Below are 14373 nucleotides of genomic sequence, written 5' to 3' on the forward strand. Positions count from 1 at the left end.
GGAGAAGGGTTTTTATCTTTTATAACTCTTCCTCGAATAGTGGCGAGGACGCTTATATGTCACACCGATATTTCTGAAAATATACCCGTTTCTCTGGAGTCTCTGTTTTCAGAATCTGCTTTCTTTCTCTTTCCTTTCCCTCTCTCTATGTGTCTATTATACACGATTAACGATAATTTTATACAACCGTTCACGTCCTGTGAACACAATAGGAATACTCGGGTTCCAGGATACGTATCACATACAATATCAAATCCTGTTTTTTTGTAAAATAACTCGTGATAATTGCGATTCATTTATGATCTAATTCATTTATAATAAGCACATATAGCAGTTAAATAACTTTACAAAATACAATTTGCAAGCATCAAGACAACCCATCAAAAAAAAGTCAACTTTCCGCTTGTCAATGTATTTTGGATACTATATCAGAGAAAGGTAAATTCTTTCTTCTCTTTCTCATGAAACTACGCTTACCCTCGCTTTTGCGTGCGGCCGTTGTTGCCTGCATGCACACCGCTACAGTATTCTCCTCCGTCGCTACCGGAACGGCCGTGATCGGAACCTGTCTCATCTCCTGCTTCGTCTCCGAACAGGCACAGGCGGCCGACGAAATCGCCTATGAAACGATTACACTGACCGCCAATCCATCGGAAACACTGACCGCCGACAAGGATACGGACTGGTTCCTCAACTACAATGCATCATCTTTGAAAACCCTTCCGGGAATCAGTGCCGACGGATACAATGTCAAGCTGAGAGGCAATGCGACCAATTCGTCGTTCAAAATTAATGCCGGAGTTACGTCCAAATCGCTGTCTCTGGAACAGGGGCGTTTCCAAATTACCAGCTACGACATCATCAAAAACGCGGGAACAATTATTCTTGATGGAGGTCATTTATGGCTCAATTTTGACAACACGAATATTACCAATGACTTCATCCTCGGACAAGGTACATGGAGCGGGGATAAAGAATCGAGCTATCCCGGCTATTATCATAGCGCTTTTCGTACCGATTCCGGAGCAACCTTCGTCGGCAACTGGGAGATCATGTCCAAAGGAACCCGGATCGGCGTCCAAGCCAATACGATCTATATGACCGGTACTGTCACAGGTTCCGGTGAAATCCTGAAGGAAGGAGCCAAAGACTTGTTTTTCGGTAGCGATGACGGAGACAATACGAAAGTCTTCAAGGACTTCACCGGATATCTGAAAGTCCAAAGAGGCATGGTGCTTCTTAAAACGGGCATTGTCAATGGTGCCGGAATGAAAAATACCGTCCTTGCCGGAGGTACGCTGGCCATCGGATACAGCGGTTCCGATACTCTGAATACCTATGACGCCGGAACCATCGACGTTTCATCCAATTCAACCCTCAACTTCCGTGGAGGCGCCATCATCAACCTGAATGGGCTGGGAACAACGGAAGGAGTAACGGACAATGGAGCCTCCATCACCCTGAATGTCACTCGAAACAATGCGGACGACCTCAGGAAATCCCAGCTCAACGTCAGTGGTACAAGTACCTTCTCGGGAACATTGAATGTCCAGAACAATAATGAAAAGGCTGGAGAACTGATCTTGTCCCCCACATCGGCCAATGCCCTGGCCAGTATGACGGTCAACCTTGCGGGCAAGGCAGTGGACAAAGGCAAGGCTATTCTGGAACTTTCCAACGATGCTACCATCGGAGGATTGAAAAACAGCAATGCTTTCGTAACCGTCCGCAGCGCGGACAATACGGCGAGGGTTCTGACCTTCAATAATGCTGAAAACAGCACGACGGAATATACCGGTTCCATAGGAGCCAACATTTCCCTGGTCAAACAAGGCAAGGGAACGCAAACGCTAAGCGGCGACTTGTCCGCCATCAACAAAGCAATCACCATTCAGTCAGGCCGTTTGTCTCTGGGGGCATCGACGGGACTGACACAAGCTGTCAATATCGGAGCCCAGGGTTCCCTGCAACTCTCCGGTTCCCTCTCTCTGGCTGCTTCGACAGATCTTTCCGGTCAATTGCTCCTGATGGACAATGCCGAAGTATCCGGTCTTCTCGGCAAAACGCTCGGAGCAACAGCCCTTTCCGGGATCTCTTCGATCAATCTGGATCTGACCGACGGTTCCAACACGCTGAATATGGGTAGTCTTTCCCTGTTGGAAGATTCCACGCTCACCTTCAAATTGTCCGGCGCCAAGATTACCGACGGTCAACTGACCAACTTCGATTTGACTGCCTCACTTGTGGGAGACACTTCCTGGGTCGACAAGTCCATTCTGGCCGATATCGACGGAGTCTTGTATGGAAGTTCTGTTTCCGGCAACAAAATCCTGTTTGCCCAAATCAACAATCTCGTCGACGGTTCTCCGTCCGGAGATAATCTGACCTATGCACGGCCCGGCGGTGTTACGACCTTGAATCCCAAAGGAGCAGATACCATCTACTCCATGAAGAACCTAATCGTTACCCTCGACACGGATGAAACGACGGCTGATTCCCTGATGCTAAACGGAGTCACTCTGAATGTTAAAGAAACTTTGTCTTTTAACGAAACCACAGGGACATTTACGATTGAGGACGGGAGTAACGCGGGGTTCCTGCTCGTCTCCTCTCTCAACATGGGGGGAGGGGATTTGGTTTTGTCGACTTCCGGAGAGACCGAGATAGGCAATGTGACGGGTGCGGGCAAGTTGATCTTCCAGAAAGATGCGACGATTTCCGGAGACGTTGACGGGGATTTGGTCCTGCGTTCCGAATCCGGGGCCGTCGTCACCCTGGATGGCGGGACCAAGAAGTTCGGCAACGGCATTGGGATGCTCAACAATGCGACGTATCAATTGACCGGAGGCGCGAAAGTTTTCGGGAAGGAATATAACGATTTAGGTAGTACATACCTTACCAGCCGCATCTATTTGCAACAGGGGAGTACGCTGGAAATGGACAAAATCGGAATGGCTTACGGTCAGATTGATTTTGGTCGGAGCGATGTTGAAAACAGCGGGGCCGTCATTATCAATAAAACCATTCTTTTGTCTCCCTATTCGAGAAGTAAAACCAATATAATCAATATCTATAAGGGGATTGTGTTTTCCGCGCTCGGCACCAGCACCAGTTCAAGCAATACGGGTGACGGGGCCTTGTTCCTCGGGATGTACGACAATACGGAGATTAACATTTTCGGTGAATTCAATCTCGTCAATGCGTTTATGGGAATGAATAGTTCCGGTAAAAAAACAGGGACGATTAACATTAAAGAAGGGGGGATCGGCAATTTCAACAAGGGTGTAAACGTAAGCGGGGGAGGTACGGTGAAGGTCAATGTTGCCGATGGTGTTGCGTTGAACATCGCCGGGAGCAATGGCATTGCCAATATCGGCAACCTGACCGTGACCCTGTCTTCCGGTTCGACTTTGGGTTTGATCGATGACGCGACGGTGGCGAAGGGTTTGACGCTTCCTGACGGGACGGTGACGCTGCATACGGACAAGTACGTGCTCAACACGACCGACGCGGCCGGGGGACAGCGTTCGACGGACGGGGCGGCCATGACGATTTCGGGGACCCTGACGGGGTCTGCCGATGCCTCACTCCGCATTGAGGGGCACGGCAGCGTCGTGCTGGCGGGCAACAACCTTTCCTATCTGGGCGGCTTTACGATCACGAAGGACGCGACCCTGACGGTCAATTCCCTGGTGGGGGTTGTGGAGGGCGACGAGAGCGGCGCCCAGGTGACCCAGAGCATCAACAGCGCCTCGGCCATCACCTTCGAAGAGGGCGGCCGGCTCGTTTTCGCCGGTTCCAAGAACGACAATTTCGCCTATGCGGGGAACTTGAGGGGGGCCGGATCGATCGGTGTGGATACGACGGTGAAGCTCTCGGATCTCGGGGTATCGGGTGAAGTGACGGTGGGCAAGGACGGGAAGCTGGTTCTTCAAAAGGGCATCGACCTGAGCGGCCAGACGGGGGCGGTGACGATCAACGGCGGCACGCTCAATTTCACCAACCAGGTTTCCTTTGGAGACAACAAGCTCGACATCAATTTGAACGGAGGCACGATCAACCTGGCGGAGAAGGAAGGTTCGGACACGTCGGCGAAGGTTCTGCTCAGGGCGGGCAAGCTGACGGTGACGGACAATTCGTCGATTTCCCTCAACAAGGTCATCGGGATCGTGTCGGCGGATTCCCTCGACGGGGATGCCGCGGGCAAGACGCTTTCCCTGCGGAAGGACTATAACAATGATGTGGACGGGATTTTCGAATTGAACGGTGCCGGGACGTTCAACGGGACGGTGACGCTGCTCAACGACTGTGGCGGAGCGGCCGGGCGGGAGCACTTCATCCTGCGCCTCAACGACACCAATGCCCTGAAGAACGCGACGGTGGAGCTGCAGGCCGATACGTCTGAAAGCGCGACGAACACCTACGGGACCTCGAAGCTGGAGCTCGGGGTGGAGGAGGTGACGATTGCCGGGTTGAAGAGCCGCGGCTACCACAACAACGTCGCCCGGGGAAGCGGCGTGGACAAGGCGACGCTGACGATCGCGACGGCGTCCGGCGTGAGCAACACGTACACCAGCGATATCGGGGATGGGGTTTCGATCATCCACGACGGGGCCGGGACGCAGATTTTGACGGGGGACCTGGGCACGTTCGACTCGGTCATGACGGCCCGCCAGGGCATTCTGGACGTGAGCGGCGCGACGAATCTCGGAGCGACGAACGCCGTGACGCTGAATCTTGACGGAGGCGCCCTGAAGCTGGGGACGCTCAGCGGCAAACAGACGCTGACGACGAGCGCGGCCGGTACGGGGACGCTTGCGGGCGGACTGGTGCTGGGCGGCGGCGTGATCGTGGCGGACTATTCGCTGAAGAACGATTCGAAGGCTCTCTACCAGGTGGACGGAGCGCTCTCCCTGGGGACGGGCGATACGGTGCTGACGCTCGACCTGGCCTCGTTTGCCGGATTCGGGGCGGGCACTTACACGATGAAGCTGCTGGGTGCGGCGAGCCTCGGCTTCAGCTCCCTGGACGACAGTCAAATTGCCGTCATCGGGATGCAGTACGACAAGACGGCCCGCAGCAAGCTGAGCTTCGATACGTCGGGCAACACGCTGACCCTCAATTTCAAGAAGAGCGATCCGGTGAGCCTCTCCTGGGCCGGCACCTCCGGCTCGCACGCCTGGGAAGTCCTGAAGGACGCCTCGTCCTGGACCAACACCCAGGGGCTGACGGGCGAAGAGGCGGCCTTCCACACGGGCGACTCGGTCGTCTTCGGAGCCGATGCGGCCGACAAGACGGTGACGGTCAACGGCACGGTGAAGCCCGGTTCCCTCTCGGTGACGGGCGGCAGCTACACGTTTGAGAAAGGTACGGACGGGGCTCTTTCCGGCAACGGAGCGCTGACGGTGTCCGGGACGGGCACGGTCGTCTCCATGAAGTTCGCCAGCTCGGACTGGTCGGGGGCGGTGTCCCTGCAGTCGGGCGAAGTGCAATTTGTCTCCGGCGGCCTCGGCACCGGGAAGATCTCGGCGGGCAGCGGCGCGAAGCTGACCTGGCTGGAAGGCAACGAGGAAGACATTTCCGCCCGCCTGAAGGACGGTGTCGCCGCCGGGACCTCCCTGGCGCTGAACATCTCCGGAGCCGGCGACGAAGTCACCTTCGGCACGGCGGTGAACAATGCCGCCTCGTATGCGAAGGAAGGAGCCGGGACGCTGACGCTCGACGGGACGGGGATTTTATCCGGTTCCCTGACCATAAACGGGGGGACGGTGGAACTCAAGGGCAACGGCGACGGCGGAGCCGGCGGCGTGGTGAAGGGGGCTGTGTCCGTCGTCGACGGCCTGCTCAAGATGGGCAAGGACGCGACGGGCTGGGGAGGTTCCTCCGTGAACACCTCGGCAATCCGCGTGGAGGAAGCGGGCCGCGTCGAACTGGCCGGCAGCCAGACCATGAAGGGGCTCGTCCTGACGCTCCGGGGAGGCTCCGTGGGGCTGGCCTCGGGAGTGACCGGCAAGGGGATCGACCTCTTCGGGGGCGGTGCGAAGATTCTTACGGAAGCGTCCGGAACGACGGCGACGATTTCCGCCGACGTGGGTCTGCGCCAGAACGACACGGTCATCAGCGTGGCCGACGGTTCGGCGGATGTGGACCTCCTCATTTCCGGCACGGTCAGAAACCACCTCGGAGGGGACGAAGGCAACCATGCCCTCATCAAGCAAGGTGCCGGTTCCCTGAAGATTACGGGCAACTATGAAGCCACCGGCGCGGTGCGCGTGGAATCCGGCGTTCTGGAATTCCAGTCCGCCTCCCTCAGGGCGGGGGACATGGCCATCGCCGGAAGCGGCACGGTCAGGTTCAACGGAACGGAAGCCGGAGGCTACGTCTACGGAGGTTCCCTCTCCGGGTACGGAGGGCTTACCGGGACGGTGGAAGTGGCCGGCGGTTCCCGTCTGTCCCTGACGGGGGCGAACGGCGATTTCGGCGGCACGGTCGTGCTGGGTTCGGGAGCCGGCCTGACGGTCGGCGGAGCCTTCGCGGCGGGCGCCGTGAACACCGGGGACTCCGCCTCGTCGCTGAGCTTCGGCGGCACGGGAGATAAAACCATTTCCGGGAGCATGACCGGAACGGGCGCCCTGTCGGTGACCGGTTCCACCGTGCTCCTGTCGGGCGACAACTCGGGCTACGGCGGCGCCGTCTCCATTTCGGGGGGCACCCTCCGCGCAGGATCCGCCTCCGCCCTGGGGACGCAGGAGGCGAGCATCTCGGGCGGCGTTCTGGACATCAACGGCAACGCCCTGGCCAACAACGTCTCAATGACGGGCGGCTCGCTCAAGGGCGGCGCCGGTTCGGGCGTCGGCAAACTGGATATCGCCCTGTCGGACGCCACGGGCACCGCCACGCTCGACGGCACCCTCACGGCCGCCTCGCTCTCCCTGGGCGGCGGCAACACCCTCTCTTCGATGACGCCGGGCTCCACGCTCTCCGTCACCGGGGGCACGGTCCTCAAGACCAACTCCCGCCTGAAGGCCGACTGCCTGGAACTGGGCACGTCGCTGACGATGGACAACCTCAGCATGTCCGCCGGGGACGCCCTCGTCAGCGTCGCCGGAGCCCTCACCTCGCAGGGATCCGTCGCGCTGAACTTCTCGGCCGACTTCCTCCAAAAGCTCTCGGAAGGCAACTACACAATCGCCTCGTTCGGCAGCGACGGGGGCAGCCTCACGGAAGGCATCGCCCTGGGAGAAGGAGGGGTGGAAATGGACTGGGACGACGTCTCGCCCATCTACTCCTACGCCCTGGAACGTTCCGGCGACGGAGCCTCGTGGGTGCTGAGAGCCTACATCAACACCGACACCAAGACCTGGATCTGGGCGGGCAACGCCCGGGCCGACTGGGTGGACGGCAACACCTTCAACGCCAACTGGCAAGGCAAGGAGGCCGAAACCGACGGGCCGGCCAACCACGCCGTCTTCTTCGGGGCGGCGGGCGACACCTCGCTGACCGAGCATACCGTCGATATCGCCGCCGAGGGGGTCACCCCCGTCTACGTCCAGGTGGAATCCAACGGTACCTACATCTTCCGGGGAGGAGCCATCAAAGACGGCCTCAATGCCGCCGGAGCCCCCCTGGCCACCACCATGCTCGTCAGCGGCGTGGGCATCGTCGAATTCCACCAGGCCAACGAATTCACCGGCGGCACCACGCTTCGCCGGGGTACCCTGGTGATGAAGGACGCCCGGGCCCTCGGCACGCAGGGCGCCATCACCTTTGACGGAGGCACCCTCGAGTTCGGCACGGCCATGGCGAAGAGCGTCTCCGACGCCCTCTCCGACCGCTTCAGCGTCAACACCACCCAGGACGACCAGGGCAACACCATCCTCAACGACCTCAACCTCGCCGTCGGCGGGGAAGCCGGCAGCGTCTCCCTCGGCCTCAACAGCGTGTTGAACTCCAACGCCGAACTCGTCCTCAACAAGTTCGGCACGGGCGACCTCGAACTCACCGGCGACTTCGCCGGGAGCATCCGCCTGACCGACCGCGATGCCGACACCTACTCCAACATCCGCCGCAGCGACGCCGGCCAGGGAGGCACCCTCACCCTCTCGGGCGAATCCTACAACCTCGTTACCGTCGACGCGGGCCACACCCTGCGCATCAACGGCGCTGCCGTCACCCTGCAGAAAGCCGTCGCCGGGGAAGGCGGAGTCTCCATCCTCGGAGGCAGAAGCCTCGCCATGCTGGAAGAAGACGCCACCGTCTCCGCCTCCGTCGCCTACGGGCAAGGCTCGTCGATGAGCGTCGGCAACGGCACCGTCCTGTCCGGGGACACCTCCCTCTCGGGCACCTCGGCCACTCTCTCGGGCAACGGCGGTCCCATCACTCTCGCGGGAGCCGTCCGGAGTTCCGGAACCGCCGGAAGCGCCTGTGAATTCGTCCTCGACCAAGCCGTCTTCAACCTCTCCGGAGCCGCCATCGACGGGGACGCCGTCACCATCGTCCTGGGCAACGGAGTCCCGGGCGCCGGAACGCGCGACACCTCCCTCGTCCTCGGGGACGGGGAAGACGCCCTCCTCGCCCTCGACAAGCTCCGTCTGAACGCCGACGCCGCCATCACCGGCAGCGAAGGCCAGCGCCTCGTCCTGCAAGACGCCGTCCTCTCCGGAGCCCTCGAAGGGGACTACACCCTCGTTGCTGCCGGAGGAGTCGACCATGTCGTCCTGCTGAACGCGGGAGTCGACACGGGCAGCGTCCTGATGGAAGTCGACGGAGGCATCCTCGACCTCAACGACCTCGCCCTGGACAACGACATCACCATCAAGGGAGGGGCCCTCCGCCGCGCGGGCGGCTGGTCGGCCTCCGGCACCGTCACCGCCCTGGGAGGCGCCATCGACGCAAGCGGCTTCATCGGCGGCCCCGCCGTAAGCCTCGACATGGGAGGGCTCACCGGCAGCGCCCTGCGGAACGCCACCCTCGCCTCCGGCAGCAGCATCGACAACCTCGGCCGGGGCAACGTGCTCTTCAACCGGGCCGACCTCGTGCTCGACTCCATGAACGCCACCATCAAAGACGCCTCCACCGGGCAGGAAATCCCGCAGGGTCCCGGCGGCGCGGCCACCGCCCTGATCAACTTCGCCGCCCCGCAGGGCAGCGAAACCACCGTCGGGATGGCCGGAGACGGCGTCATGAACATCCAGCTGGGCGAAGACCTCCAGACCAACATCCTGCGCGCCCTCACCGTCAAATACGACGCGAGCGAACTGCTCCCCGACTACGCCGAACCCCAGCCCCTGGGCGACCGCGTCTCGCTGAGCATCACCAACGGCACCCTCGACCCCGGCACCGCCATCCGCTTCAACCCCCTCTTCCGCGAATGGGGCCTGCAGATCGTCGGCATCCAGGGAGGCAACGTCATCGTCGACGGCAACCTCTCCGTCTGGCTCGCCTCCAGGCACGGCGACATCACCGGCAACGGGGATCTCATCGACTACCGTGCCGTCTACGTCGACCGGGACATGAACGTCACCCTTCCCGCCTCCGGCAGCGACGGCGACAACCCCGCCCTCGTCATGAAATACGTCAGCGGCGTCCGCGGAGCCAACCTCAACATCTCCTGCGGCGACGCCTCCGGCACGGCCCGCGCCATCCTCTTCAACGGGCGCGACAAGGACGGAGACCTCGTCCACTCCCGCCTCGCCGGCAACCTCACCGGCGGCGAACGCACCCTCATTGAGAAAACCGGAGAAGCCACCCTCGCCATCGGAGGCACCCTCTCCTCCGCCGGCACCGTAGCCGTCCGCGAAGGCCGTCTCGAGCTCACCGCCTCCGGGCGCAGCCACAGCGTGGCCGCCCTCGAAGTCACCGGAGCCGGAACGGGAACGGAAGCCCTCCTCACCCTCAGCGGGCTCGACTCCGTCCTGGAAGCCGGCTCCCTGAGCGTCGGAGCCAACGGGCGCATCGCCCTCGACGGAGACGGCAGCCTCCTGAGCGCCGACACCCTCGACGGAACCACGGGAGGCGCCATCGACCTGGGTGAAGGCACCCGCCTCAACCTCGTCCGGGGCGGCACCTGGAAAGGAACCATCCGCGCCGCCACCCCCGGGGAAGCCCTCGTCACCCTCCGGGGAGGGGAACTCCTCCTGAGCAGCCCGGACACCTCCGGAGAAACCGGAGAAGCGGCCCGGTCCGGCCTCGACGGCGTCACCCTCGACCAGGCCGAAGGAGCCACCCTCGCCCTCGAAAGCGGCGCCGAAGCCCGCCTCCGCGACTGGTACACCTCCGACTCCTCCGGCACCCCCGGAGCCGTCGCGGGAAGCCTCTCCGGGGCCGGCACCGCCGCCATCACAGGCACGGCCACCTTCGGCGGCAGCCTCGCCTCCTTCACCGGCAGCCTCAAAGCCGCCGGCGACGGGGCGCATCTCACCGTCACCACCCTCGACGGAGCCGGGGCCGCCCTCGCGGCGGACTCCTCCGGCACGCTCACCCTCGACTACCGGGCCGGCAGCGCCGCCTACGGCTCCCTGAGCGCCTCGGGAGGCGGCACCGTCCACCTCCTCGCGGGCAACTCCGAAGGGGCCAACAACACCCTCACCCTCAACAACGGCGGAAGTATCGCCGGAGACTCGGTCCTCGCCTTCACCCTCAACACCTCCCAGGGAATCAACAGCGAAGGCAGACCCCTCCTCCACGTCGCCTCGGCCGAGGGAGAAGACGCGGTCCAGGCCACCCTCGGCATCGGCAGCGGAGCCACCCTCCGCCTCGCCGCCGCCCGGGGCCAGGAATACATCGACGGGGACCTCCCCCTCCAGGTCGCCCTGGCCGACCACGTCGTCCAGGAAGGCGACGTGCGCCTCGCCTTCGACGAACTCTTCGGCAAATACTTCGACACGGCCGCCTCCAGCGTCCGCACCGTCAACGGCATCCTCACCCTCACCACCGCCGCCAACCGCAACGGCTTCTACATCCACCGGGGGCAGAGTGAAGTCGCCACGGCCGGCGGCTCCCTCCTCGACCGCGTGCTGACCACCCTCAACCCGCAGGCCCAGGACCCCGCCGGAGAACTCGCCGGACTGCTCAACGCCGTCGACGCCCGCATCTCCGCGGGCGACGCCACCGGAGCCAGCCGCCTCATGGCCGCCTCCGCCGGCAGCACCGTCACGAGCCTCCTGACCGCCCAGCGGTGGGAATTCCAGAACCAGCAGAACATGCTCCGCAACCGCGTAGCCAACATGGGCCTCAACCCCGCCTACACCTACGCCGGGGACCTCCCCCTCTACAACATGTGGGCCCAGGGCACCGGCAGCTACAACCGGGTCGACGGAGACGGAGACTGCGCGGGCTACCAGCTCAACACCTGGGGAGGCACCTTCGGAGCCGACATCGACCTGAGCCCCAGCCTCACCGTCGGAGCCGCCTTCAGCGCCAGCTACGGCGACCTCACCTCCAGTGCGGCCGACACCCTCAGCGGCACCCTCGACGGCTACTACGTCAGCCTCTTCGGGCGCTACCAGCACAAGAACTGGGGCCATAGCCTCATCCTCACCGGCAGCTGGAACAACGCCACCTACGACCGCAGCGTCAACGGCGGGGCCGGAACCGGAGGCTACGAAGGCCACGGGGAAACCAGCGGCAGCGCCTACGGAGCCCTCTACGAACTCAGCTACGACATCTCCCTGGGGGATGAAACCTCCGGCATGATCCTCCAGCCCATCGTCACCGCTCAGGTCGCCCGCTACACGATGAACGACTACAGCGAAACGGGAGCCGGAGCCGCCGGCCTCGGCGTCGGCGGCCTGGAAGGCACCACGGCCACCGTCGCCGCCGGAGCCCGCTTCCTGAGCCTGATTGGCAGCAACGTCTTCGGACGCCAGTCCCAGGGCGAACTCCGCCTCCAGGTGGCCCAGGACATGGGCGACACGCGCACCCGGGCCGACGTCGGCTTCACGGGGCTCCCGCAATACAGGACGGGAGTGCGCGGAGCCGAACTGGGAACCACCTCGCTGCAATTCGGGGCGGGACTGAGCATCCCCAGCGGTGAACAGGGCACCATCTTCGCCGAAGCCAACGGCGATATCCGCTCCGGAGCCACAAGCATCAACGGATCACTCGGATACAGGTACAACTTCTGATTAGGAACAGAAGACGCAAACACACAGGAAGCCGCCCCGGGCAACAAGAGAGAAGAATGGGGCGGCTTCCCATTTTTGATTTGATCCTCCGCATGAAACAAACCTTGCGGAGGATTCATTTTTATACCATCCGGCAGACCGGGTAGAAGAACCAGGCTGAGAAAGGGGGGAAATGCCCAAGAAGTAACCGGGATTATATTTTAACGGGCAGTCCGACTTCGATCACCTGATTGGGAAGAATGCTGTAGTAATCCCGCATGGGCTGGGCATTGCGTGAGAGGAAGGCATAAAGCTCCGCCTGCCATTCGTAAAGATGGCTTTTATCCCCGTGAATGACGATTTCCCGGTTGAAGAAGAACGTCGTTGCAGGAAGAGCAAGAGGAACGCCCGCCTTTTTGATCCCATGGCATATTTTTTCGGCATCCGGCTGTTCCATGTAGCCGTAGGAACAATGGACACGCCACAGGCCGCTTCCCTGATCTACCACCTGCAAACGTTCTTCATCAATGACGTACGGTTCTTCCGTCGTGACAATAGTGAGAATGACGGCAGTCTTCTGGATGCACTTGTTGGCCTTGACGTGATGAATCAAGACAAGGGGAATCCCCTTGCCGGAAGACGACATGAAAACGCCGCACCCGGAAACCCGGACAAGTTTGGGATCCTTGATGAGAAAATCGACGGACATGCTCTCCAATGTCGCACTGGAAATAGCCTTCTCGACAGCCATGCGCCCACTCTTCCACGTATGCATGATGATGAACATGAACAAGCTAACCAGCAAAGCTATCCAACCGACATCCATAAATTTATGCATGGCGGAAATAAACAGGAACCAATCCATCAGCCAAAAGGCACCGCACAAGGCAAGCGCCTTGGAAGGAGTCCAGTGGCGACGGTTCACCAGAACGAAGTAGTAAAGAACGGTCGTCACAATCATGGCCCCGGTCACGGCAACGCCATAGGCAGCGGCCAGAGACGTACTCGTCCTGAACAAAATGACGATCCCCAGAGAAAAGGCCAGCATGGCGAAATTGACGATGGGAACGTAAATTTGCCCGGGAACTTCCGGATTTGTATGCAGGATTTTCAGGCGGGGGAAGAAGCCCAGGTGAATTGCGGAACTCGTCACGGAATAGGCCCCGGTAATCACGGCCTGGCTGGCAATAACAGCCGCTACAATGGCGAACAAGGACAATCCACCTTGCCAAATGCCAACGGGTAAAAGCTCGAAAAACGGGTTTTCCGCTCCGGGATGCCCCAAAACATAGGCACCCTGTCCGAAATAGTTAAGCAGCAAGCCGGGCATGACGAAATAATACCAGGCGGCAGCAATCGCTTTGCGCCCAAAGTGCCCCATGTCGGCGTACAATGCCTCCACACCTGTAACCGCCAGGACGACGGAACCGCACAACATGGTCACGCCGCCGGGAGGAAGTCCCGTCAGCAAGAGGCGGATGCCATAGCCGGGGTTCAGGGCTTTAATGACGACGGGATTGCCAATAATATGGTACAGGCCTATACCGCCGAGCACGGCAAACCAGACGAGCATCACCGGCCCGAACACCTTGCCGATCGCATGCGTCCCTTTCCTCTGGACAAAAAACAGCACCAGCAGCACCACAAGGGATATGGCGATGCACCAGTTGGTACTAAGGAAAATATCAAACCCCTTCAACCCTTCCACGGCGGACAGAACCGTGATAGCCGGCGTAATACTGCTTTCCCCAAACAGGAGAGCCGCCGCAAACAAAGCCAGAAGGACGCCGCCGCACAAGCCGCCTTTCCCTTTCGTCCAACCATTCTTCAAGCCGCTCAGTGCCAGCAAGGTAAAAATGCCGCCCTCTCCCTTGTTATCGGCTCTCATGATGTTCATCACGTACTTGAAACAGACCACCAGGGAGATCGTCCAGAAAATCAGAGAAAGCACTCCCAAAATATCCGCCTGGGGATCGCCGTTCGTCGGCAAGGCGCGCAGACATTCCCGCATCGTATAAAGAGGACTCGTTCCTATGTCTCCGAACACCACTCCAAGAGCACCGATGCAAAGACCGGCCTTCAACTTCTGCTCATGATCCTCCGGATACAATTCACTGCTCATAATTAACGGGATATTCTAGGGGGAACGGAACCGACATGCTACATATCACCGCCAGGTATGCAAGCCTGCTTATTACATTCAGGCTTCGGACGAATAAAAAGACGAACCGTCCATCCCGGTCATGGAATGGACGGTTGCCCGTAAAAA

Annotated in this window: 2 protein-coding genes; one reads left to right on the forward strand and one right to left on the reverse strand. The window is 60.6% G+C overall.

Annotation, left to right across the window (positions count from 1 at the left end; translation table 11 throughout):
- The first annotated feature begins 461 nt into the window (after positions 1 to 461).
- Complete coding sequence (locus tag QET93_RS10450) at positions 462 to 12125, forward strand: hypothetical protein (RefSeq protein WP_322189976.1); 11664 nt, start codon at positions 462 to 464, stop codon at positions 12123 to 12125.
- 193 nt (positions 12126 to 12318) lie between these two features.
- On the opposite strand, the gene QET93_RS10455 is transcribed toward QET93_RS10450, so the two are convergent.
- Complete coding sequence (locus QET93_RS10455; protein WP_280131909.1) at positions 12319 to 14226, reverse strand: KUP/HAK/KT family potassium transporter; 1908 nt, start codon at positions 14224 to 14226, stop codon at positions 12319 to 12321.
- Positions 14227 to 14373 lie beyond the last annotated feature (147 nt).

The sequence above is a fragment of the Akkermansia sp. N21116 genome (assembly GCF_029854705.2).
Taxonomy (GTDB): Bacteria; Verrucomicrobiota; Verrucomicrobiia; order Verrucomicrobiales; family Akkermansiaceae; genus Akkermansia.

Excerpts from the sequence above, each read along its gene's own strand:
- QET93_RS10455 (WP_280131909.1), bottom strand. The coding sequence starts at position 14,226 with ATGAGCAGTGAATTGTATCCGGAGGATCATGAGCAGAAGTTGAAGGCC.
- QET93_RS10450 (WP_322189976.1), top strand. The coding sequence starts at position 462 with ATGAAACTACGCTTACCCTCGCTTTTGCGTGCGGCCGTTGTTGCCTGC.